The organism is Streptomyces sp. NPDC096152, assembly GCF_044763235.1.
In the GTDB taxonomy this organism is placed as follows: domain Bacteria; phylum Actinomycetota; class Actinomycetes; order Streptomycetales; family Streptomycetaceae; genus Streptomyces.
In genome coordinates this window covers 12,817-34,579 of record NZ_JBIWFW010000009.1, presented here as the reverse complement: position 1 = coordinate 34,579, position 21,763 = coordinate 12,817, and the positions used below count along the sequence as shown (strand labels likewise).

Here is a 21,763-nt window from a genome sequence, read left to right as displayed (position 1 = left end):
GGGGACGTCCCTCGGCTCGAAGACGCCCCTCGCGGGAGCACCGTCGGTGCTCAGGAGGGGCGTCTCACTGTCGCCGTACCGCTGTCCGGTCCGCTAGCGAACCAGGCCGATGCCGCCGAACTCGACCCATTCATGGGTGAGCTGACGGGGCGCCACCTCGGTGTCGGGACGCCAGGTGGACACCTCCACCAGCCCCGGCTCGAGGACTTCCAGGCCGTCGAACCACTCGGCGACGTCCTTCTCCTGCCGCACCCGGCCCCAGTGGCCCTGGGTGGCCTGGTCCATGAAGTTGGTGACGAACTCGCGCACCTCGGGGTCCTCGCTGACCAGTTGGCACATCAGCATCACACTGCCGGGCACGAGTCGTTCGCGGACACGCTCGACGACCGCGAGGGGCCCGTCGGTGTCACTGTCCGGGATGCAGTGGAAGACCGAGTTGAACAGCACGGCCACCGGCTGGTCGAAGTCGATCAGGCGCTCGGTGTCCGGGTGCGAGAGGATCTCGTCGGTCTGCCGCAGGTCGGCGTGGATGACGGTGGTGCGCTCGTCCTGCTGAAGCAGGGCGCGGCCGTGCACCAGGACCATCGGGTCGTTGTCCACGTAGACCACATGGGTCGTGGGGTCGATGCGCTGCGCGACCTGGTGGACGTTGTCCTGGGTGGGCAGCCCCGACCCGTGGTCGAGGAACTGCCGGATCCCGTACTCCTGCGACAGGGTGCGCACGGCCCGCTGCAGGAAGCGCCGGTTGTTCAGGGCGAGCCGGCGGGTGCTGGGAACGACCTGGTCGAGCTGCTCGCACGCCGCGCGGTCGGCGGCGTAGTTGTCCTTCCCGCCCAGGTAGTGGTCGTACATACGCGCAGCCGTCGGCACGTTCTCGTCGATCTTCGTGGACAGCCGGTTCTCCGTGTGCATCGATCCCCCAGAATCGCCGATTCGAGCGCGCCAACTGGGCTGGCATGACTGAGAGTACATCCTAGGGAGCCCTCATTCGGCCGAACCAGTCCACGGACGAAGGACACTTCGACGAGGGATGCCGGCCCCCTCACGACAGCCGGAACAGAACCACAACCCTCACGCCGGCACCCCTGTCATCACAGTTTCTTCACGTCCGGGGACCCATCAACGGCCCCGTACGGAGCACCCGATTCGTGTTCCGGCCGAGGGGTTGTCGTGCTCGTCTGCATCGCTTGTCTGCTGCTTCCGTTCCTGTCCGTTCTGCTGCTGGTCATGGACCGCATCGAGGAGCGCGTGTTCGCTTCCGCTCCGGTGCGTCGCCGTCATGCCGCCCACCGCAGGCATCTGCGTCTGATCCCGGGCGGACGCGGGAGCGACGGGGGCGACGAGGCCCCCGCCGCGACCGGGACGGACGACGCCTCCGCGGCGCGGGAGCCCCGCGCCGCCTGAGCCCGGGCGCCGGCCGTCGCCTTCGGCGGCGGCCCTGCCCGTCGCCTCCCGGGTGTGCCACGCTCGGTCACGACCGGCCCTCATGGGGCGGTCGTGACCTTGTTCGGCACAGCGGAGAGGCAGCGGCATGCGCATCGGACTGCTCGGTACCGGCCCCTGGGCACGGATGGTCCACGCCCCGGCCCTGAGCGGGCACGGCGAAGTGGAGTTCGCCGGTGTATGGGGGCGCCGCACGGCCGCCGCCAAGGAACTCGCCGGACAGCACGGCACTCGGGCCTACGACGATGTCGACGCGCTGCTGGCCGAGGTGGACGCCGTCGCCGTCGCGCTCCCGCCGGACGTGCAGGCCGGCCTGGCGGTGCGGGCCGCCCGGGCCGGACGCCATCTGCTGCTCGACAAGCCCCTGGCCGCGACCGTGCCGAGGGCGCGCGCCGTCGTCGAGGCCGTCCGGGAGGCCGGGGTCGCGTCGGTGGTCTTCTTCACCGCCCGTTTTCAGCCCGGGCCGGAGGCCTGGATCGCCGAACAGGCGGACCGCGACGGCTGGTTCACGGCGCGGGCGCAGTGGCTCGGCGCGGTGTTCACCGGGGACAGCCCGTTCGCGGACTCGCCGTGGCGGCGGGAGAAGGGCGCCCTGTGGGACGTGGGTCCGCACGCCCTGTCGGTGCTGCTGCCGGTGCTGGGCGACGTGCGGCGCGTGACGGCAGCCGCCTACGGCCCCGGGGACACGGTGCATGTGGTGCTCGACCACGTCGGCGACGCGTCGAGCACCCTGACCCTGAGCCTCACCGCTCCCCCGGCGGCGGCCGGCGCCACCGTGGAACTGCGGGGCGAGGCCGGGGTGGCACTCCTGCCCGAGAGCTCCACGGGCGCGCTCCCCGCCTTCCGGCGGGCGACGGACGCCCTGCTGGCCGCCGCCCGTACCGGGCGTCCCCACCCGTGCGACGCGGCGTTCGGCCTGCGGGTCACCGAGATACTCGCGGCGGCCGAGGCCCTGCTGGCGGACCGCACCGACTGAGGACGTCCGCCGCCCCACGGGCCGGCGGCGGTCCCGCGGACGGCCGGGGCGGAGGGCGGACACGCGTGTGGCCGGGCTGACGAGTGCAGCCCGGCCACAGGAGCCCGGTCGCCCGGTGCCCGATGCGGGCGGCGGGCGCGGTCACGCACCTCAGGCGTGCCGGTGGGAGCTTCGGTTGCCGGTGAGCATCCGGTACAGCACGAGGAGGATCAGCGAGCCGACGATCGCGGCGATCCAGGTCGACAGGTCGAAGAAGCCGTCGATCGAGTCGACGCCGAAGATGACCTTGCCGAGCCAACCGCCGAGCAGGCCGCCCGCGATGCCGATCAGCATGGTGATGATGATGCCGCCCGGGTCCTTGCCCGGAAGGAGCAGCTTGGCGATGGCACCGGCCAGCAGGCCGATCAGTATCCAGGCGATGATGCCCACTTCTCCTCCATGGTTCGTCGAAAGTGCGTGCGCTTTCGTTGCGCGCCTTTATCGGATGCACACAACGGACGAAGACAAACCTGCGAGACGGATTTACGTCGACCGACGCCCATGCCGAGCCGGTGGCCCGGGGCCACGGCCGCCCGGGCCCGGGACGGGAGGCCGAGCGGGGCTCGGCGTGCGGAAGGCGTTCCGGCGTAGCAGCGTGGTGGTGTGCGAAAGGCTTCCGGGGTGCTGCCCCGCCGGGCCCCCGATCCGGCCCGGCGGGGCTGGCTGCGGGGCGCGCCGCCGCCGCGCTGGGTCCGGGCGCTGCCCGTCGCGCTGGTCGTGGCGGTGTGCGCGGCCACGCTCGTCAGTCCCGATCCGCTCGACATCGGCTTCCTGCTGGGCGCGATCCCGCCCCTGGCGGTGCTGTCGTACGGGCCGCTGGGTACCGCGTTGCTGGGCGGCCTGGTGATCGTCGTGTTCAACGTGCCGCCGCTGCACCTGAACCACCCCGGCAACACCGACCTGGAGACCATCGGTTTCGTCGCCGTCCTGAGCATCTTCGTGTCGTACGTCCGCAGTCGCAGGGACGCACAGCTGGACCTGGAGCGCACGGTGGCCGAGGCGGCGCAGCGCGCCGTGGTCCCGCCGGTGCCGGAGCGGGTCGGACCGGTGCGCTGCGCGGGGCTGTACCGGGCCGCGCAGCGCGGGACGCTGGTGGGCGGCGACTTCTTCGACGTGCGGCGCGGTTCCCGGGGCGTGCGGGCGGTCATGGGCGACGTGCAGGGGCACGGCCTGGCGGCGGTGTCCACCGTCGCCTCGCTGCTGGGGGCCTTCCGGGAGGCGGTCCTCGACCGGCCGGACCTCTCGGCGGTCGCGGCCGCCCTGGACCGCCGGCTGGTGGCGGACGTGGAGGAGGACCGGCACCCGGAGCTGTTCGCGACCGCCGTACTGCTGGAGTTCTCCGGCGACGGGCAGGCGGTGCGGGTGGTGAGCTGCGGGCATCCGCCGCCCGTACTGCTGCGCGACGGGAAGGCCACCGAGATCCAGGTCGCGCCGTGGACCCCGCTCGGTCTCGGCCTGTCCGACGGCGTCCCGCGGCAGGACGGCCACACCGTGCTGCTGCGTCCGGGGGACGTCCTGTTCCTGTCGTCGGACGGGGTCACCGAGGCGCGGGACGCGCGGGGCACGTTCTATCCCCTGCTCGACCGGCTGCCCCGGCTGGCGGACGCCGACCCGGCGGTGCTGGCCGACCGTGTGCTGGCCGACGTTCTCGCGCACTGCGGCACGGTCCGCGACGACGTGACGATGCTCGTCCTCGCACCCCGGCCGCCGGACGGCGGAGGGCCGGGGGTGTGACGGCCTGCGGCCCGCCCGGGGCCGCCCCCCTGAGGACGGCGGCGGGTCAGCCGACGTCCCAGAGGAACCGGTGGGTGTGGATGCCGAAGTAGGGGAACGACTGGACCTGCCGGACGCCCTCGATGGGGCGCACCACGTCGTTGAGGAAGTCCAGCAGGTCCCGCGGTCCCGGGGTGACCACCTCGACGAACAGGTCGAAGCCGCCGGAGGTCAGGACCGAGTAGACGACCTCGGCGCGCCGGGCGAGTTCGTCGGCGACCTCGCGCGGGTCGCCGTCCACGGCGATGCCGAGCAGCGCCATCGCCTGCCCGCCCATGGCCATGGGGTCCGTCACCCCGACCACCTGCACGGTCCGGCTGTCGAGCAGGCGCTGGAGCCGCTGGCGGGCCGCGGACGCGGACAGGCCGACCCTGGGTCCGAGGTCCGCGTACGCGATGCGCCCGTCGGTCTGCAGTTCGCGCAGGATGGCCCGGTCGATCTCGTCCACGTGTGTCGTTCTCCCTCTGCGGCGGCTGCCCGTCAGCCTAGGTCCTGTCGTCGGACTCCCGTCGTCCGCCCGCACGGCGGGCGGGAGTTCGGCGACAGGACCTGACGGCGCCGCTCAGCCGTTCAGTTCGGCCAGGGCGGCGGCGAAGAGCCCGGTGTGCGCGTCGACGTCCTGCTCGGTGGTGTCGGGGCACATCAGGGCCATGTTGTGGAACGGGGTGAGCAGGATGCCCCGGTTGGCCAGGTAGAGGTGGAGGAAGTCCTCCAGCGCGGCGTCCGCGGCGGCCTCCGACTCGGTGCCGGTGCGCGGCGCCGGGTCGGCGAAGCGGTACTCGGTCCGGGCGCCGAGCCGGCTCACCGACCACGGCAGCGCTTGGGCGTCGACGCCCGCCCGCACTCCGGCCTCGAACCGCTCGGACAGTTTCGCCATGCGGGCGAACGCCTCGTCGGTGAGCACGTGCTCCAGCGTGGCCCGCATCGCGGCCACCGAGAGCGCGTTGCCCGCCAGGGTGCCGCCGACACCGCCCATGTCGACCAGGTCCAGGTCGGCGCGGCCGAGGAGGCGGTCCGCGAGGTCGGCGGACAGGCCGTAGGCGCCCGCCGGGATGCCGCCGCCGATCGCCTTGCCGATGGTCAGCAGGTCGGGCTCCAGGTCCCAGGCCGCGGTGCAGCCGCCCGGTCCGGCGGAGAAGGTGTGCGTCTCGTCGTTGACGAGGAGGGTCCCGTACCGCCGCGTCAGCTCGCGCACGCCGGCCAGGTAGCCCGGCTCGGGCAGCACGATGCCGATGTTGGTCAGCGCCGGTTCCATCAGTACGGCGGCGACGTCCCCGTGGGCGAGTTCGCGCTCCAGCTGCTCCAGGTCGTTGAACTCCGCGACCCGGCTGGTCAGGGTGACGTCGCAGGGTGCGCCGACGTTGCCGGGACGGGCGGTGCCGTGACCGTCCGGGCCGACGACGATGAGCGACTCGTCGACGCTGCCGTGGTAGCAGTAGCTGTTGACCAGGATCTTCGGGCGGCCGGTGACCGCGCGCGCGAGGCGGATCGCCCAGCGGTTGGCGTCCGTCGCCGTGAGCGAGAAGCTCCAGCGCGCGAGCCCGAACCGCCTGGTCAGTTCGGCGCCGACCCACTCGGCGTCCTCGGTGGGCAGCATCGCGGTCGCTCCCCCGGCCTCGGCGTACCGGTGCCGTACGGCGTCGGCCACGGCCGCGGGCGAGTGGCCCGCCATGGCGCCGGTGTCCCCGAGGCAGAAGTCGATGTACTCGTGCCCGTCGATGTCGGTGATCCGGGCCCCCCGGGCGCTGTCCAGGTAGCGCGGGAAGGCGCCGGCGGTCTTGTTCATCCAGGTCATGGGCACCCGGCCGAAGAGGTGCTCGGCCCGGTCATATGCGGCCTTCGACCGCGGGTTGCGCCGCTCGGCCTCGGCGGCCTCGCGGGCGAGCAGCTGGTGCAGGCGGGTGCGGTCCATGGGGTGTCCCGGAAGGGTCGACAGCAGGGGGATGCCCTCGATCGTACGATCGAAATCGTCGACTGAGCAAGGCTCAGCTTCAGATTCGATCGCCGCGACAATCGATTCACGTGTCACTGCTCGGGGGGACGGTCGCGCCCCTCCCTCTCGGCTGTCGAACGCGGTGCCGGATCTCGAACAACCTGGACGGAAGCGCCAGGCCGCGCCACCCCTTCCGGCGCATAGAAATATCTACCAACATGCATATGCCGGGTCGGTGTGCGGCCGAGAGGCGCACGCCCGCCCGGTCCATTCCCGCCCTCACCGAACGCCGGACCGACGAACCGCCGAACCGACCGACGGACCGACGAACCGACGAACCGACCGACGGACCGACGGACCGACGGACCGACGGACCGACGAACCGACGAACCGACCGACGGACCGACGGACTGGCGGACTGGCGGACTGGCGGACGGACATCGGACGGCCCGGCGGAACCGACGGACCACATAGGAGCGGACATGACCCGTGCGGGCTGGAAGGACGGCGTGGAGTGGCTGGCGGCGGCCGCACTGGATCCCCGGGCGTGCAAACGGGCGTGGGACCAGGGAGACGGCATCGCGCTGCTGGAGGCCGGCCGCTTCTGGGACGTGCTGAGCGTGCCGGACCGGCTGGGGCTGCTGACCCTGGACCTACTCTGGCGCTTCGCCCTGCCCGCCCCCGGGCCGACGCTGGTGGACACGGCCGCCCACCGGGTCGGCTTCCTGCTGCCTCCGGACCCGGCGGACCGGTGGATCGGATCCGGGGTGCGCCATGCGACCAGGGGCTCCTGGGTCGCCATGCCCCCGCCCTACCGGCCCGCCCGCTCCCTGGAGTGGCTGATCCCGCCCGACGGCAGCGGCTCCCTGCATCAGCCCCTGGCCCTGGAGATGGCGCTGCGCCAGGCGAGCGAAACCCTCTCCACCCTGACGCCCCTGTGCGGCGAGTGACGCGACGGCGGCCCGTGGGGCGGGTCGGCGGCCCGGACGGCCTTTCTGTCGTGACATCAACTCTGCCTGTCAGTACGGCAATTCAGACAGTCGGCACAGAAGGAAAGATCAACCAGCGCTTCACACAAGGAAGTTCGCATCGGCCGCGCGATACGGGCCAACGGCTGCGTGTACTGTGCTGCGAGCGCCTCACCCGAAGAGCCGCGGACTCAGCCCCGACCGATGCCTTGTGGGACCTATTCCATGATCCAATTACCGGACCTGGTGGCCGGTGGTCTCGCCGCCGGAACGCTGTCCGCGCTCGCGCTCGGCGCCGCCCTGCTGAGCTCCCGCCGCCGGCAGGCGTCCCACCGGGAGCGGGCCGGCGTACTGCGCGCCCGACTCGACGACGTCGAGGGGGCGTTGACCGCCGAGGTCGCGCACCTCGCGGCCCAGCGGATCCCGGCCGCCGCCCGGCAGTCGGCGCATCCGCACGTCACCGTGCCCGGTCCGCTGCGGCCGCAGCTCGCCGGAACGCCGTTCGGCACCGCGCTGGCCGACGCGCTGGACGCGCTGGACGCCGAGCTGGCCGCCCAGCGCCTCCGGATCGACGCCGCCGCACAGGCCGGGATGCGGGGTGCGACCCGGGAGATCCAGGCCGCCCTGTACCGGCTGCAGGACGCCCTGCGCGGGCTGCAGCAGCGCTACGACGAACCGGAGTTGGCACAGACCCTGTTCGCGCTGGACCACGAGAACGAGCAGTCGCTGCGCCGGGCGCAGGTCGCTGCGGTGGTGTGCGGGGCGTGGGTCGGCCTGGCCCGTGAGGAGTCGCACCTGGTGGACGCGGTGACCGGTGGCCAGGCACGGCTGGCCGGTTACCACCGGGTGCGGGTCAACAACCACCTCGCGGCGGGCACCGCTCTCGTCTCCCACGCCGTCGAGCCCGTCGCCATCATCGTCGCCGAACTCCTGGACAACGCCCTGCGGCACTCGTCGCCCGACACCGACGTCGTCGTCGATCTCGAACACGTCCACCACGGCGTCTGCGTCACGGTCGACGACGCCGGGCTCGGCATGACGCAGGAGGAACGGGCCCGTGCCCAGCGGCTGGTGGCCGGAACCGACCCGATCCTGCTGACCGAGCTGGGCGATCCGCCGCGCATGGGGTTCGCCGCGATCGGTCAGCTGACCCGGCAGTTCGACCTCGGCGTCGACGTCTCCTCGCCCTCTCCCTACGGGGGCGTGCGGGCGGTCCTGCGGATCGACAGCCATCTGCTCAGCCGTATCGACCCCGGCCGGCGGCCGCCGGCGGCGAGCGCGCCGCGTTCCACCCGCCGGACCGGGGCACCGGACGGCACCACCGACGCGGGCGCCGCCCGTGCCGTGCACTCCCGCGGCACGGAGCAGGAGGACGAGGCGCGGTCCGGCACGCCGGAACAGCACACACCGCCCGAGGCCGCGGGCGGCCTGCCGCAACGGCGCCGCCGGACCCGGGCCGCCTCCCCGGCGGCCGGGACCGCCCGGCCCGCGGGCCCGGCGACCGCCTCCGCCGCTCCGCGGCCCGCGGCCCGCCGACCGGAGGTGGCCGCGGCCGCGCTCGGCGCCCTGCAGTCGGGTACCGCCGCCGCGCGCTCCGGCGCCGCCGTCGCCGAACCCGGGCCCCGCACCGGGCCGCGGCCCGGCCCCGTACCGGAGCGGGGACAGGACGGCGAAGCGGCGCCCGCCACCGGTCCGGCCGGCCGGAGCCCTCACACCGAGCGGCCCGGCCGTACCGATCGCACAGAAGACACCGAAGACACCGAACACGCCGATCAGACGATCGGGCACACGACCGACCACGAAGGGGGAGCGGCTCGATGACCAGCCGCGAGGCAGGCGACACGGCATGGGTGCTGGACCCGATCCTGCAGGTGCCGCATGTCGTGGCCGCCGTCCTGCTCACCCGGGACGGACTCGCCACCGGGTACACCGACGCGCTCTCGCAGCCCTCGGCCGAGCGGGTGGCCGCGATCACCAGCACCGTGCAGGGCGCGTGCCGTACGGCCGCGGCCGCGTTCGCCGACCGGGACCGGGCCGAGGTGCGGCAGGTGGTGATCGAGTCGGACCACGGCTACGTCCTGATCGTCCCGACCGACCACGGCACCTGTGTCGCCGCTTACGGGGACCCGGAGGTGCGCCTGGACCTGCTGGCGCACCGCGTCCACTCCCAGGTGGCGCGGCTGGGCGAGAAGGCGATGGCGGCCGCGCCCCGAGAGGCCGACGGCGGCGCGCCGGCATGACCGGCCGCCGCGGCGGCCGGCCTCTCGTCCCCGCGTACCTGTCCACCGGGGGTGTGGCCCGGCCCAGCCGGCCGCACCTGGAACGGCTGTCGGTGCTCACCCGGGCCGGCGGGCCCCCGCCCGCCGGTCTGCCGGCCGCCCAGCTCGCCCTGCTCGACGTCCTGGACGGCGGCTCGCTCACGGTGGTGGAGGCGGCGGCCCTGCTCGAGTTGCCGGTCTGTGCCGTCCGTGTCCTGGCCGGCGACCTGATCGACCGTGATCTGGTGCTGGCCCGCGAGCCGGTCCCGCCCGCCGAACGGTTCGCCCCCGACCTGCTGAAGAGAGTCGCCGATGGCCTCCGCGCCCTCAAGCACTAGCGGCATCCACCTGCCCGACACCGCCCGCGACCTGGTGAAGATCCTTGTCACGGGTCCCTTCGGGGTGGGCAAGACGACGCTCATCGACTCCGTCTCCGAGATCCGCCCGCTGCACACCGAGGAGCAGCTCTCCGAGGCGTCCGCCGGGGTGGACGACCTCGCCGGGGTGCGGGAGAAGTCGACGACGACGGTGGCGATCGACTTCGGGCGGATAAGCCTGCCGGGCGGGATCGTCCTCTATCTGTTCGGCACGCCCGGGCAGGAGCGGTTCCGCTCCCTGTGGGACGACATCGCCTACGGGGCGCTCGGCGCCCTCGTCCTGGTCGACGGCCGGCGCGTGGACGCGTCGTTCGACGTGCTCGGCCTGGTGGAGGAGAGCGGTCTGCCGTACGCGGTGGCCTTCAACGCCTTCCCCGACGCGCCGCGCCACCACACCGAGGAGCAGTTGCGGGCGGCCCTGGACCTGGAGCCGGGCACCCCCCTGGTGACCTGTGACGCCCGGGACACCAACTCCTCGATCGAGGCGCTGCTCGCCCTCGTCCAGCACCTGATCGAACGCCACCCCGCGGAGCGCCGGTGACCACCTCCTCCCCCGCCGAGCGGGCCTTCTCCCTCTCCGCGCCGGTGCGGCTGTGGGAGGACGGCTTCGCGCTGGACCCGTACCGCTACTACGCGGCGCTGCGCGCCCAGGGCCCCGTCGGCTGGGGCGAGTTGGCGCCGGGCGTGCCCGCGTACGTGGTCACCGACCGGCGGGCCGCGCTGGACCTGCTGCACGACACGGAGACGTTCTCGCACGATTCCCGGACGTGGGAGGCCACGGTCGCGGACGACTCCCCGATCCTCGGCATGATGCGCTGGCGGCCCAACACCCTGTGGGCGGACGGGGCCGCCCACGTCCGCTACCGCACCTCGCTGATCGACACCTTCGACCGGGTCGAGCCGCACGACCTGCGGGCCCGGGTGCACCGGGCGGTGCACCTGCTGGTGGGGCGGATCGGTCCGCGGGGCGAGGCCGATCTGGTGACCGACTTCGCCCGGCCGCTGATGGCGCTGGTGTTCAACAGCCTGTTCGGGCTGCCGGACAGCCAGAGCGACCGGCTGAACGCGGCGCTGGGCAAGATGATGGAGGGCGGCGCCCAGGCGGCCGAGGGCGAGGAGGAGTTCGGCGGGTACGTGCTGGGGCTGATCGCCGCCAAGGCGGAGCGGCGCGGCGACGACCTGCCGAGCTGGCTGCTGGACCACCCGGCGCGGCTCAGCCCCGAGGAGGTGACCTGGCAGGTGTTCCTCACGCTCGGCGCGGGCCACGAGCCCACCGCCAACCTGGTGTCCAACGCGCTGTCCCGCGTCCTCGGCAACCCGGAGTACTACTCCACCCTCACCAGCGGCGCCCGTCCGGTGATGGACGCCGTGGTGGAGGTGCTGCACCACGAGACGCCGCTGGCGAACTACGGCGTCCACTTCGCGCGCCGGGCGCTGACCTTCCACGGCGTGTGGATCAGGGCCGCGGTCCCGATGGTCGTCTCCTACGGGGCCCTCGGCCACTTCGCCGAGGAGGAGGTCACCGGGGGCCGCCACCCGAACGACGCCTCGCACCTGTCGTGGTCGGCGGGCCCGCACGCCTGCCCGGTCAAGCAGCACACGCTGCTCATCGCCACGGAGGCCGTCGAGCGGCTCACCCAGTGGCTGCCCGACCTGGAGCCGGTGCTGCCCCGCGAGCGGCTGACCTGGCGGCCGGGCCCCTTCCACCGCTCCCTGACGTCCCTGCCCGTCCGGTTCAGCCCCCGCTCCCCCGACCAGCCAGGAGAGTCGCCGTGACCGTGACCGACCGAATCGCCCTCGACCCGTTCGGCGCCGACATCCCCGCCGAGTGCGCCCGGCTGCGCGCCCTCGGCCCGGTGGTGCCCGTGGAGCTGCCCGGCGGCATCCCGGCCTGGGCGCCCACCGACTACGCCACCCTCAAGGACCTGATCCTCGACCCGCGGGTCAGCAGGGACCCGCGGCGGCACTGGAAGCTGTGGCCGGAGGTGGGCGCGCACCCGTCGTGGGGCTGGATCCTCGGCTGGGTGGGCGTGGTGAACATGCTCTCCACCTACGGATCCGACCACGCGCGGCTGCGCAAGCTGGTCGCGCCGAGCTTCACCCACCGGCGCACCGAGGCGATGCGGCCCCGGGTGGAGGCGATCACGGCGGAGCTGCTGGACTCCGTGGCGGCCGCCGGGGCCGGCGGGCAGGTGGTGGACCTGCGGGCCCGTTTCGCGCATCCGCTGCCGATGCGGATGATCTGCGAGCTGTTCGGGGTGCCGGACGCGCTGCGGGAGGACACCGCGCGGCTGGTCGCCGCCATCATGGACACCTCCGACCCGACCCCGGAGCACGCCGCGTTCGTGCAGCGGCAGATCGGCACCGTGCTGGGGGCGCTGATCGCCCACAAGCGGGAGCACCCCGGTGACGACATGACGACCGAGCTGATCCGGGTGCGGGACGAGGACGGCGACCGGCTCGGCGACGAGGAGCTGCTGTACACGCTGCTGCTGGTGATCGGCGCCGGCTTCGAGACCACGGTCAACCTCATCGGCAACGCGGTCGTCGCCCTGCTGCGCGACCCGGAGCAGCTGGCGAGGGTGCGCGGCGGGGAGACCGGCTGGGACGCCGTCGTGGAGGAGACGCTGCGCGTGCACCCCTCGCTCGCCTCCCTGCCGCTGCGGTTCGCGGTGAGCGACCTGACCGTCGGGGACGTGACGATCCCGGCGGGCGACGCCATCATCACGACGTACGCGGCGGCGGGCCTCGATCCCGCGCACTACGGACCGGACGCCGACGTGTTCGACGCCGGGCGGGGGGCCGACGACCATCTCGCGTTCGGGATCGGCGTGCACCGGTGCATCGGCTCTCCGCTCGCCCGGATGGAGGCCCTGACCGCGCTGCCCGCCCTCTTCGACCGCTTCCCGGACCTCCGGCTGGCCGCCGGGGCGGACGGGTTGCGGCAGGTGCCGTCCTTCATCGCCTTCGGCTGGCAGGAGGTGCCGGTGCGGCCGGGGGGCTGAGCACCGCGCGGACCACGGGCGCCGGGCGCGGTGCCGCGCGGCCCGGTGGGCCGTCGGACGCGGGCGGCGGCTCGGGGGGTGTCCGGCGCTCCGGCGGAGGCCGGACCGGTCCCCCGTTCCGGTCCTGCCTCCGCTCGCGCGGGCCGGCCGCGCTGGGCGCGGCGGCGCGTCGAACCTACGGGGCTCCTTCGGCCGTTGGGTACCGCGCCGGTGCCCTTTCGGACGCGCGGAGGGCTCACCCGTGCACAAGTGAGTCCGGATTGCCCTTATTCGGGCCGGTCGAGGGCGGGTGGATCCAGGTCACCCACCGTCAGATGGGCCAGGACGACCTCGTACAGGTCGCTGCCGGCGGCGAGGAGCTGGCGTTCGAGGACGGGTTCGGCGCCTCGCACGTGCTCGCGGACGGTCTGGGCGTGGACGCCGAGGAGCTGTGCGGCGCGCTCGGCGTTGCCTCCGGCGGCGATCCAGGCGCGCAGCGTGCCGCGCAGGTCGCGGGCGTCCGCCGTCAGACGGCCGAGGAGGTCGTCCGCCCAGGAGCGCAGCGCCGTCCCGGCCAGCAGGTCCCCGAAACGGACCGCGCCCGGCCGCGGCGCCGGATCGCCGGCGCGGTGGTGCCCGAGGGCGGCCTGGGTGTTCAGGGCGAGGTGCACGGCGGCCCGCGCGGTGAGGTGGGAGAAGTCCGTGCCGAGCAGCCCCTCCACCCGCTCCATCCGGGCCCGGACGGTGTTGCGGCTCACGCCGAGCACCTTGGCCGTGTTGACGGCGGTGAACTCAAGGCCCAGGCGGGTGGTGGCGAGCAGTTCGGCGCGGGTGTGGTGGGGCAGGGCGTCCAGCGGACGCAGCAGCCGTACCGACCAGGCGTGCAGCGCGCCCGGGTCCATCAGGCGCTCGGGGTGGGTGCGCTCGGCGTAGACGGCCGCGCCGTCCGGGCGGAACCGGGCGACCGCGAGCGCGCTCACGGCCTGACCGTACGCCGTGGCGGTCCGGGCGAGGCTGTGCCGGGCGCTGCCGCCGAGGTACGTGCGCGGGCGTTCGCCGGCCAGGCAGCGCAGCTCCCCTCCGACGGTCTCGACCGGCGCGACCACGATCACGTGCTCGTCGACCGCCGGGCAGAGCACGACCAGGGCCCGGCCGTCCGTCGCGTCCAGGCAGTCGGCGGCGAGCCGGTCGCGTTCGCCGCGGTGGGTCTCCATGACGTAGACGCAGGCTGTGTCCGTGTCGAGGAGGCCGGGCCACAGGCCCGCGGCGACCCGGCGGGCGGAGACGGTGTCCTCCACCATGAGCAGTTGCAGGATCGCCAGCCGCAGGGCGGCCGTCGCCTGTGCGAGCCGGCGCCCGGCCACGGCCGTCTCGTGTGCCCGCAGCAGCAGTTCGACCACAGCGGCCGTGTGGGTGACCATCTCGGCGCTCCGGCGGTCGAACGGGACCGGACGCGAGACGGCCAGCACACTCGCCGCGGACGGCTGCGGGGGCCCGGTCCGCACCAGGCGCACATGACGGCCGCCGTCCTCCAGTGCGGCGGAGGCGATGCGGCCGGCGACGACGTCCGCGACCAGGCTCTCGTCCAGGCCGTGATCCAGGGGCACCGGCTGTCCGGCGAGGAGGGCGCCCGTGCCGTCCAGCAGGCAGGCGGTCCCGTGCACGGCCCCGGCGAGCCAGGCCACGACCTTGCGCACGTCGCGCCCGGTCGGCCGCAGCTGGTCGAGAAGCTCCTGCGCCCATGGCGTGTCGTGGCTCTCCCGACCGGATGCCCCGACGGCTCCGTCCCCTCCGCCGGCCATGTCGGCCCTCTCCTCGTCCGTCGCGTCGACCTCGGCTGATCCGGTCGGGGACGTTACCAGGGGGCCTCGCGGGGCGCCGGTCTTGGGCGCGCCGGGCACGCGGGCACGGAGGGTGGGTACGGCGGCTTCGCCGGCGGGTCACGGGGGGAGGTGACGGCCGGCGAAGCCGCACGCCCGGGGATCGGGGGGCGAGTACCCGGGCGGTACAGAGGTCTGATGCCCCGAAGTCCGCCGCATACGCACCTGTGGGTGAAGATCATGTGCGTCGACCTGATCGAAGGCCGTTCCGGGCCGGGTGCGCCCCGCGGAACCGGCGCCGCGCGGCGGGCGCGGTGGCCGCTCGGCACCCTCCTGCGTGGCAACCGCCGCCGTACGGCATAAGCTCGGTGAATGGCGAAGTACTTCGACGTGCACCCCGACAATCCCCAGCCCCGGGCCATCGGCCAAGTGGCCGACAGTGTGCGGGAGGGCGCGCTGATCGCGTACCCGACCGACTCCTGCTACGCCCTGGGCTGCCGCCTGGGCAGCCGGGACGGCATCGAGCGGATCCGCGCGATCCGCCACCTGGACGACCGTCACCACTTCACTCTGGTGTGCCAGGACTTCGCGCAGCTCGGCCAGTTCGTACGGATCGACAACGACGTCTTCCGCGCCATCAAGGCGTGCACGCCCGGCAGTTACACCTTCATCCTGCCGGCGACCCGGGAGGTGCCGCGCAAGATGCTGCACCCGAAGAAGAAGACGGTCGGGGTGCGCATCCCCGACCACGTCGTCACCCAGGCCCTGCTCGCCGAACTCGGGGAGCCGCTGCTGTCGAGCACGCTGCTGCTGCCGGACGAGGACGAGCCGATGACCCAGGGCTGGGAGATCAAGGACCGGCTCGACCATGTGCTGGACGCGGTGGTCGACTGCGGCGAGTGCGGCACCGAGCCGACCACGGTCATCGACTTCTCCGGCGGCGAGGCCGAGATCGTACGGCGGGGCGCGGGCGACACCTCGCTGTTCGAGTAAGGGCCCGCCGGCGCAACGGACTTGAGCGGACGGGGTCCGCTCGCGCACCGCCGCGCCCTCCATTGACATGTGCGCGTCCTGCCGGGACGCTGAGAGCGCTCTCACTTCAGGTACGGACCAACTCCGTATCCCAACCCCCACGGAGGTGGAGCGTGCTCAACGGACTCAAGGCTCTGGCGGCGACCGGGGCGGCCGTGCTGCTCGGCGCCCTGGCGGGACTCGCGGCACCGGCCCCGGCGGACGCCGCGGTGCCCGCCACCATCCCCCTGACGATCACCAACGGCTCCGGCCGCGGCGACCCGCTCTTCCTCTACGACCTGGGCACGTCCCTGACGACGGGTCAGCAGGGCTGGGCGGACGAGGGCGGCGTGTTCCACGCGTGGCCGGCCGGCGGAAACCCGCCGACCCCCGCTCCCGACGCGTCGATCCCGGGGCCTGCCACCGGGCAGTCCAGGACCATCCGGATCCCCAGATTCTCCGGCCGGATCTACTTCTCCTACGGGCAGAAGCTCGTGTTCGGACTGACGACCGGCGGTCTGGTGCAGCCGGCCGTGCAGAACCCGGGCGACCCCAACCGCGACATCCTCTTCAACTGGTCCGAGTACACGCTCGACGACTCCGGGCTGTGGCTCAACAGCACCCAGGTCGACATGTTCTCCGCGCCCTACGCGGTGGGCGTCCGGCGTGCCGACGGAACCACCGTCAGCACCGGCCACCTGAAGGCGGGCGGCTACCACGCCGTGTTCGACTCCCTGCGCGCGCAGGGCGGCGGCTGGGGCGGCCTGATCCAGACGCGGTCCGACGGCACGGTGCTGCGCGCGCTCTCCCCGGGGCACGGCCTGGAGTCCGGGTCCCTGCCGGCCGGTGTGATGGACGACTACGTCAACCGCGTCTGGCAGAAGTACGCCGGTACCACGCTCACCGTCACCCCCTTCGCCGACCGGCCGGGAACGCGCTACTTCGGGCGGGTCTCGGGCGACGTCATGAACTTCACCGACGGCTCCGGCGCCGTCGTCACCAGCTTCCACAAGCCGGACGCCGACAGCGTCTTCGGCTGCCACAAGCTGCTGGACGCGCCCAACGACGCGGTGCGGGGGCCCATTTCGCGCACCCTGTGCGCGGGCTTCAACCGCTCCACGCTCCTGGTGAACCCGAATCAGCCGGACGGCTCGGCCGCGAACTTCTACCAGGACGCGGTGACCAACCACTACGCCCGCCTCATCCACGGGCAGATGGCCGACGGGAAGGCCTATGCCTTCGCCTTCGACGACGTCGGCAACCAGGAGTCGCTGGTCCACGACGGCGCCCCGCAGCAGGCGTACCTGACCCTGGATCCGCTGAGCTGACATGCGGAGGTCCCGCACCCGAACGGCTTCCGGGTGCGGGACCTCGATGCGTCGATCAGCTGGTCGTCAGGGCGGTGTCGTCCACGACGAAGCTGGTCTGCAGGGAGGAGTCCTCGACTCCGTTGAACTTCAGCGTGACCGTCGAGCCCGCCAGCGAGGACAGGTCGAAGGACTTCTGGACGTAGCCGGAGGCCGCGTTCAGGTTCGAGTAGGTGGCGAGGGTCGTCGAACCGGCGGTCACCGTCAGCTTGTCGTACTGGCTGCTGGTGGTGGTCTCCGCGGTGTCGATGTGCAGGTAGAAGGTGAACGTCGCCTTGCAGCCCGCGGGGATCGTCACCGACTGGGACACGGTGTCGGTGTGCGAGGAGCCGTAGCCGTCGAGCCAGGCCTTGTAGGAGCCGCTGTGGGCGGCCTCACCGGTGTCGGTGGTGATGACACCGCTGGTCGACGTCCAGCCGGTGGCGCCGGACTCGAAGCCCGGGTTGCTGAGCAGCTGGGTGCTGGTGCAGGTGCCGCCTCCGCCGCCCGGCGGGGTGATGTGGCTGCCGACGTTGATGCCGGCGAAGGCGTTGCCCACGCCCGCGTACTGGGTGGAGCTGGTGCCGTAGAGCGCGGCGGCCGCGTTGAGCGCCGCGGTGCGGGCACCGGCGTAGTTGGTGCTCGACGTCATGTACGTCGTCAGCGCCTTGTACCAGATCTGCAGCGCGGCTGCGCGGCCGATGCCGGCGACGGCGACGCCGTCCGACGTCGGGCTGTTGTAGGTGACGCCGTTGATGGTCTTGGTGCCGCTGCCCTCGGAGAGCAGGTAGAACATGTGGTTCGCCGGACCCGAGGAGTTGTGCACGTCCAGGTTGCCGACACCGGAGTACCAGCTGTCGGCCGAGGAGCCGTCCTTGCTGGGCTTGTCCATGTAGCGCAACGGGGTGCCGTTGCCGTTGATGTCGATCTTCTCGCCGATGAGGTAGTCGCCGACGTCGGAGCTGTTGTTGGCGTAGAACTCCACGCCGGTGCCGAAGATGTCGGAGGTGGCCTCGTTCAGGCCGCCGGACTCACCGGAGTAGGTCAGGCCCGCGGTGTTGGAGGTGACACCGTGGCTCATCTCGTGGCCGGCCACGTCCAGCGAGGTCAGCGGGTCGGCGTTGTTCGAGCCGTCGCCGTAGGTCATGCAGAAGCAGGTGTCGTCCCAGAACGCGTTGACGTACGCGTTGCCGTAGTGCGTCCGCGAGTAGGCGGCCACGCCGTCGTTGCGGATGCCGCTGCGGCCGAAGGTGTTCTTGTAGAAGTCCCAGGTGACCGCCGCGCCGTAGTGCGCGTCCGCGCCCGCGGTAGCCGCGTTCGACGTGGTGCCGTCGCCCCAGGTGTCGGAGGACTGCGAGAACAGCGTGCCCGTGCCCGAGGTGCCGTGGTTCAGGTTGTACGTCTTGTGGCCGCCGCGCGCGCCGTCGTTCAGCGTGTACGTCGAACCGGACAGCGTCGTCGTCAGGTTCACCTGGCCGCTGTACCGGGTGTTGCCGATACCGGTGTTGACCGCCTGGTACCGGTACAGCTCCTTGCCCGTGGTGGCATCGGTGACGACGTGCAGCTCGCTGGGCGTGCCGTCGTCCTGGAGACCGCCGACCACCGTCTCCCAGGCGAGCTTCGGGGTGCCGTTGCCGGCCCAGATCACCTTGCGCGCGCCGTCCGTGGCGGGCTTCTTCGCGTCGAGGGCCTTCGCGGCCTTCAGCGCCTTGGACTCCGCGGCGGACTTGGCGAAGACGGCCGTGGTGGAGGCGACCTTGATGGCGTGCTTGTTGTTGAAGGTCGTGCTCACCGCGCCCTTGGCGACGGAGGCGGGCGGGGTGTGCACGACGAGGTCACCGCCGAGCACGGGCAGGCCCGCGTAGGTGCGCTCGTAACGGGTGTGCAGGGTGCCGTCGTTGTCCTTGACGACGTCCCTGACGACCAGCTTCTCCTTGGCGCCGAGCCCGAGGGTGCGGGCGGTGGCGGCGGTCTTGCCCTTGGCGCTCTCCATGAGCGCGGAGTGCTCGGCGGGGCTGAGCTTGGCCTCCAGACCCCCGGTGCGGAGCGGGCTGGGGTGCGCGCCGGAGGCCTGGGCGGCCTGGGCGGCCGCGGGGACCGACTGGATTCCGACGGCAAGAAGGGCCGCGGTGGAAGCCAGCGCGGCTCCGACCATGCCCCGTCTGTGGGGAAGACGTCTCACTCGTACTCCTACTGCTGCGGCCGCGGGGAGAGCGGCCGGTGACAGACCGGACAGACGGATGTGCCGTCCGGGAAGAGCTCAGCGGTGCGGGTGCGGTGCGTGACCACGTGGCGCCCCTCGGGGACCGCGTGCGGACGGAGGATTTCAGCCTTGACCAGCGCATGTCAGCCAGCGCACGGGCATTCGAGGGTTTTCCCTATGCCCCCGGCCCACGGGCGGGGTGCCCTCGCCGTGAGGCGTGACCTGGTTCGACGGCCCGTCAACTCGCCTGTGAGGCGGTGCTTGTGACCCGGACGCCCGCCCCGCCGGCAGGCCGGCGAGGGGCTCGTTGTTACGGTGCTCCGCGTGGCTGAATCCTCGCGCGACACCGTCGAAGGCGCCGGCTGGGGAACCGCCGAGCGCGGTACCTACCGGCAACTGATGCCCCCGAAGACGCAGAAGCTCTCGTGGCTCGATCCGCGGACGCTGTGGGCCGCGCGCAACGGGGTGCTCGCGTCCTGGTTCGGGGACCCCACCGGCCCCACCCGCGGCCGCTGGGTGGCGCAGCGGGAGGCGGCCGGGGCGCCCGCGGACAAGGTGATCCGGCGGGACGATCCGGACCGCTTCTCCTTCATGGTGCTCGGGGACACCGGCGAGGGCGACGACCCCCAGTACGCCGTGGTGCCGGGGTTCCTCGAGACGGCGCGGGGCACCGCGTTCTCCGTCATCGCCAGCGACGTGATCTACCCGGTCGGCAGCACGGACGACTACGGCACGAAGTTCTTCCGCCCGTACCGGGACTACCCGGCGCCGATCTACGCGGTCCCCGGCAACCACGACTGGTACGAGGGTCTCGGCGGCTTCATGCGCGTGTTCTGCGGCGACGCCCCGCCCCTGCCGCCGGAGCCGGCGCCCCGCCCGCTGAGCCGCGCCTGGTGGCGGGCGCTGCTGTGGCACCGGCCGCGCCCGGCGGACGGGCAACACCTGCGAGCAGCGGAGGAGTTGCGCGCCGCTCCGTCCCAGCAGGCCGTCCAGCCGGGGCCGTACTGGGCGATCGACGCCGGGCCGGTGCGGATCATCGGCATCGACACGGGCCTGCTCGGCACCCTGGACGCCGAGCAGGGCGCCTGGCTGCGCGAGGCGGCGCGCGGGCCGCGCCCGAAGATCCTCGTCACCGGCTCGCCCCTGTACGTGGACGGCGAGCACCACCCGTGCGCCATCGAGGGCGGCGGCACCGTCGACGACATCGTGCGCGACCCGGCCCACCGCTTCGTGGCGGCGATAGGCGGGGACATCCACAACTACCAGCGCTACCCGGTGGACGTGGGCGGCCGGACCATCCAGTACGTCGTCTCCGGCGGCGGCGGTGCGTTCATGCACGCCACCCACACCATCCCGCGCGTGACGATCGCGAACGTCACCGAGCGGGACTTCCGCTGCTACCCGCTGCGCGGCGACTCCCTCGCCTTCTACAGCAGGCTCTACGGCCGCCGGTTGCGGCTGCCCCGCTTCTTCGCGCTCACCGAGGCCGAGGCGACGGCCGTCGTCGCCGAGCGGCTCGGCGTGCCGCCCGTGCGCGCCCAGGGCCCGACGCCCCGGATCACCAGGCGGATCCGCCTGGTCGCCAGCCTCCTGGGCGCCGGGCGCCGCCCGGACCGCGCCGCCCGGCTGCGCCTGCCGGTGCGCAAGATCTACACGCAGCTGTTCTCCCCCGGTTCGGCCACCTACAGCCCGCCGTTCTTCAAGTCGTTCCTGCGCCTGGACGTGACCCCCGAGGCGGTCCGGCTGCGCTGTTTCGCGGCGACCGGCAACCGCGCCCAGGAGGCCGATCCGCCGGTCGAGGACGAGGTGACGATTCCCCTGGGCTGACCGCCGGCGGGGCGGCGGCCGCGGGCGGGGTACCCGTACCGGCCGAACCGGCCTTACCGGCAGGCAGGTCTCCGGACCGCGGGTCCCCGGACCGCGGGTCCCCGGACCGCGTGGGTCGCGGTGGCCCGGGTACCCGGGCGGCCCGGTCGGGTGCCGCGGACGCGTGCGGCCCGTGGGAAGGAGACTCGTGTGGGTGGTGACGAGCGGCTGCGGGAGTACCGCGGCAAGCGTGACTTCGCCCGGACCCGGGAGCCGTCGGGACACGCGGCGGCCGGCGGCCCGGAGCCCCGGTTCGTGGTGCAGATCCACGACGCGCGCCGGATGCACTTCGACTTCCGGTTGCAGGTCGACGACGTGCTGAAGTCCTGGTCGGTACCCAAGGGCCCCTCCGACGACCCACACGACAAGCGGCTCGCCGTGCCCACGGAGGATCACCCGCTGGAGTACGAGGACTTCGAGGGCGTGATCGCGAAGGGCGAGTACGGCGGCGGCACCGTGATCGTCTGGGACCGCGGCACGTACGAGCCGCTGAGCCACGACCGGAAGGGACGTCCCGTGGACTTCGCGGCGTCGCTGGAGCACGGGCACGCCACGTTCCGGCTGCACGGCTCCAAGCTCCGGGGCGAGTACGCCCTCACCCGCTTCCGCGGGGGCCGGGACGGCGGCGAGGAGGAGGCCTGGCTGCTGGTGCGGAAGAGCGGCGGGCGGTCGAAGGGACACGGCACCCCCGATCCGCGCCGGGCCCGTTCGGTCCGCACCGGCCGCACCCTCGCCCAGGTGGCCGCGGAGGACGGCTAGGGCCTTT

Annotated in this window: 19 protein-coding genes and 1 pseudogene; 14 read left to right on the top strand and 6 right to left on the bottom strand. The window is 73.1% G+C overall.

Annotated features, from left to right (window positions below; all coding sequences use genetic code 11):
- Positions 1-93: 93 nt before the first annotated feature.
- Complete coding sequence (locus ACIQ9G_RS28310) at positions 94-912, bottom strand: SAM-dependent methyltransferase (protein ID WP_403614938.1); 819 nt, start codon at positions 910-912, stop codon at positions 94-96.
- Between the two features lie 258 nt (positions 913-1,170).
- Between ACIQ9G_RS28310 and ACIQ9G_RS28305 the strand changes: the two genes are divergently transcribed.
- Complete coding sequence (locus ACIQ9G_RS28305) at positions 1,171-1,404, top strand: hypothetical protein (protein ID WP_403614935.1); 234 nt, start codon at positions 1,171-1,173, stop codon at positions 1,402-1,404.
- Between the two features lie 127 nt (positions 1,405-1,531).
- Positions 1,532-2,419 carry a Gfo/Idh/MocA family protein gene (locus ACIQ9G_RS28300; RefSeq protein WP_403614932.1) on the top strand — a complete coding sequence of 296 codons (888 nt, stop codon included), beginning with the start codon at positions 1,532-1,534 and terminating at the stop codon, positions 2,417-2,419.
- Between the two features lie 150 nt (positions 2,420-2,569).
- Here ACIQ9G_RS28300 and ACIQ9G_RS28295 read toward each other — a convergent pair whose 3' ends face one another.
- Entirely contained in the window at positions 2,570-2,848 is a 279-nt protein-coding gene (locus ACIQ9G_RS28295) for a GlsB/YeaQ/YmgE family stress response membrane protein (protein ID WP_403614929.1), read from the bottom strand.
- Between the two features lie 213 nt (positions 2,849-3,061).
- Between ACIQ9G_RS28295 and ACIQ9G_RS28290 the strand changes: the two genes are divergently transcribed.
- Complete coding sequence (locus ACIQ9G_RS28290) at positions 3,062-4,192, top strand: PP2C family protein-serine/threonine phosphatase (RefSeq protein WP_403614927.1); 1,131 nt, start codon at positions 3,062-3,064, stop codon at positions 4,190-4,192.
- A gap of 46 nt (positions 4,193-4,238) precedes the next feature.
- Here ACIQ9G_RS28290 and ACIQ9G_RS28285 read toward each other — a convergent pair whose 3' ends face one another.
- The gene (locus tag ACIQ9G_RS28285; RefSeq protein WP_403614924.1) at positions 4,239-4,679 is read right to left on the bottom strand and encodes an Lrp/AsnC family transcriptional regulator; all 441 of its coding nucleotides are present in this window, start codon (positions 4,677-4,679) and stop codon (positions 4,239-4,241) included.
- 114 nt (positions 4,680-4,793) lie between these two features.
- Positions 4,794-6,143, bottom strand: coding sequence for a transaminase (locus ACIQ9G_RS28280; RefSeq protein ID WP_403614921.1), 1,350 nt, complete (start codon positions 6,141-6,143; stop codon positions 4,794-4,796).
- Between the two features lie 503 nt (positions 6,144-6,646).
- Between ACIQ9G_RS28280 and ACIQ9G_RS28275 the strand changes: the two genes are divergently transcribed.
- The 7 genes from ACIQ9G_RS28275 (at position 6,647) to ACIQ9G_RS28245 (ending at position 12,772) form a co-directional block, all read left to right on the top strand.
- Entirely contained in the window at positions 6,647-7,114 is a 468-nt protein-coding gene (locus ACIQ9G_RS28275) for a hypothetical protein (protein ID WP_403614919.1), read from the top strand.
- Positions 7,115-7,357: 243 nt separating this feature from the next.
- Complete coding sequence (locus tag ACIQ9G_RS28270) at positions 7,358-8,953, top strand: ATP-binding protein (protein ID WP_403614916.1); 1,596 nt, start codon at positions 7,358-7,360, stop codon at positions 8,951-8,953.
- Positions 8,950-9,372 (top strand): roadblock/LC7 domain-containing protein, encoded by a 423-nt coding sequence (locus ACIQ9G_RS28265; RefSeq protein ID WP_403614914.1) that lies wholly within the window; start codon positions 8,950-8,952, stop codon positions 9,370-9,372. The genes ACIQ9G_RS28270 and ACIQ9G_RS28265 overlap by 4 nt, the downstream gene beginning before the upstream one ends.
- Positions 9,369-9,728 carry a DUF742 domain-containing protein gene (locus ACIQ9G_RS28260; protein WP_392191239.1) on the top strand — a complete coding sequence of 120 codons (360 nt, stop codon included), beginning with the start codon at positions 9,369-9,371 and terminating at the stop codon, positions 9,726-9,728. The genes ACIQ9G_RS28265 and ACIQ9G_RS28260 overlap by 4 nt, the downstream gene beginning before the upstream one ends.
- The gene (locus ACIQ9G_RS28255; RefSeq protein ID WP_403614912.1) at positions 9,703-10,308 is read left to right on the top strand and encodes a GTP-binding protein; all 606 of its coding nucleotides are present in this window, start codon (positions 9,703-9,705) and stop codon (positions 10,306-10,308) included. Before ACIQ9G_RS28260 ends, ACIQ9G_RS28255 begins: the two co-directional genes overlap by 26 nt.
- On the top strand, positions 10,305-11,543 hold the full coding sequence (locus ACIQ9G_RS28250) for a cytochrome P450 (protein ID WP_403614910.1): 1,239 nt from the start codon (positions 10,305-10,307) through the stop codon (positions 11,541-11,543). Before ACIQ9G_RS28255 ends, ACIQ9G_RS28250 begins: the two co-directional genes overlap by 4 nt.
- Positions 11,540-12,772 (top strand): cytochrome P450, encoded by a 1,233-nt coding sequence (locus ACIQ9G_RS28245; protein ID WP_403614907.1) that lies wholly within the window; start codon positions 11,540-11,542, stop codon positions 12,770-12,772. The genes ACIQ9G_RS28250 and ACIQ9G_RS28245 overlap by 4 nt, the downstream gene beginning before the upstream one ends.
- A 235-nt stretch (positions 12,773-13,007) precedes the next feature.
- Here ACIQ9G_RS28245 and ACIQ9G_RS28240 read toward each other — a convergent pair.
- Positions 13,008-14,553, bottom strand: a pseudogene (locus tag ACIQ9G_RS28240) (helix-turn-helix domain-containing protein).
- Positions 14,554-14,943: 390 nt separating this feature from the next.
- Here ACIQ9G_RS28240 and ACIQ9G_RS28235 point away from each other — a divergent pair.
- A complete protein-coding gene (locus tag ACIQ9G_RS28235) occupies positions 14,944-15,564 on the top strand; it encodes an L-threonylcarbamoyladenylate synthase (protein WP_403614904.1) in 621 nt (206 codons plus the stop codon).
- A gap of 152 nt (positions 15,565-15,716) precedes the next feature.
- Positions 15,717-16,910, top strand: coding sequence for a glycoside hydrolase family 64 protein (locus tag ACIQ9G_RS28230; protein ID WP_403614902.1), 1,194 nt, complete (start codon positions 15,717-15,719; stop codon positions 16,908-16,910).
- Between the two features lie 55 nt (positions 16,911-16,965).
- On the opposite strand, the gene ACIQ9G_RS28225 is transcribed toward ACIQ9G_RS28230, so the two are convergent.
- Positions 16,966-19,083: a M4 family metallopeptidase gene (locus ACIQ9G_RS28225; RefSeq protein WP_403614899.1), complete on the bottom strand. Its 2,118-nt coding sequence runs from the start codon at positions 19,081-19,083 to the stop codon at positions 16,966-16,968.
- A 372-nt stretch (positions 19,084-19,455) separates the two neighbouring features.
- On the opposite strand from ACIQ9G_RS28225, the gene ACIQ9G_RS28220 reads away from it, so the two are divergent.
- The gene (locus ACIQ9G_RS28220) at positions 19,456-20,958 is read left to right on the top strand and encodes a metallophosphoesterase family protein (protein ID WP_403614897.1); all 1,503 of its coding nucleotides are present in this window, start codon (positions 19,456-19,458) and stop codon (positions 20,956-20,958) included.
- Between the two features lie 189 nt (positions 20,959-21,147).
- Positions 21,148-21,756: a DNA polymerase ligase N-terminal domain-containing protein gene (locus tag ACIQ9G_RS28215; protein ID WP_403614894.1), complete on the top strand. Its 609-nt coding sequence runs from the start codon at positions 21,148-21,150 to the stop codon at positions 21,754-21,756.
- Positions 21,757-21,763 lie beyond the last annotated feature (7 nt).

Bases quoted from the DNA above. Each gene is read 5' to 3' on its own strand.
- ACIQ9G_RS28310 (WP_403614938.1), bottom strand. From the start codon at position 912: ATGCACACGGAGAACCGGCTGTCCACGAAGATCGACGAGAACGTGCCG.
- ACIQ9G_RS28300 (WP_403614932.1), top strand. From the start codon at position 1,532: ATGCGCATCGGACTGCTCGGTACCGGCCCCTGGGCACGGATGGTCCAC.
- ACIQ9G_RS28280 (WP_403614921.1), bottom strand. From the start codon at position 6,143: ATGGACCGCACCCGCCTGCACCAGCTGCTCGCCCGCGAGGCCGCCGAG.
- ACIQ9G_RS28275 (WP_403614919.1), top strand. From the start codon at position 6,647: ATGACCCGTGCGGGCTGGAAGGACGGCGTGGAGTGGCTGGCGGCGGCC.
- ACIQ9G_RS28270 (WP_403614916.1), top strand. From the start codon at position 7,358: ATGATCCAATTACCGGACCTGGTGGCCGGTGGTCTCGCCGCCGGAACG.
- ACIQ9G_RS28265 (WP_403614914.1), top strand. From the start codon at position 8,950: ATGACCAGCCGCGAGGCAGGCGACACGGCATGGGTGCTGGACCCGATC.
- ACIQ9G_RS28260 (WP_392191239.1), top strand. From the start codon at position 9,369: ATGACCGGCCGCCGCGGCGGCCGGCCTCTCGTCCCCGCGTACCTGTCC.
- ACIQ9G_RS28255 (WP_403614912.1), top strand. From the start codon at position 9,703: ATGGCCTCCGCGCCCTCAAGCACTAGCGGCATCCACCTGCCCGACACC.
- ACIQ9G_RS28235 (WP_403614904.1), top strand. From the start codon at position 14,944: ATGGCGAAGTACTTCGACGTGCACCCCGACAATCCCCAGCCCCGGGCC.
- ACIQ9G_RS28225 (WP_403614899.1), bottom strand. From the start codon at position 19,083: ATGGTCGGAGCCGCGCTGGCTTCCACCGCGGCCCTTCTTGCCGTCGGA.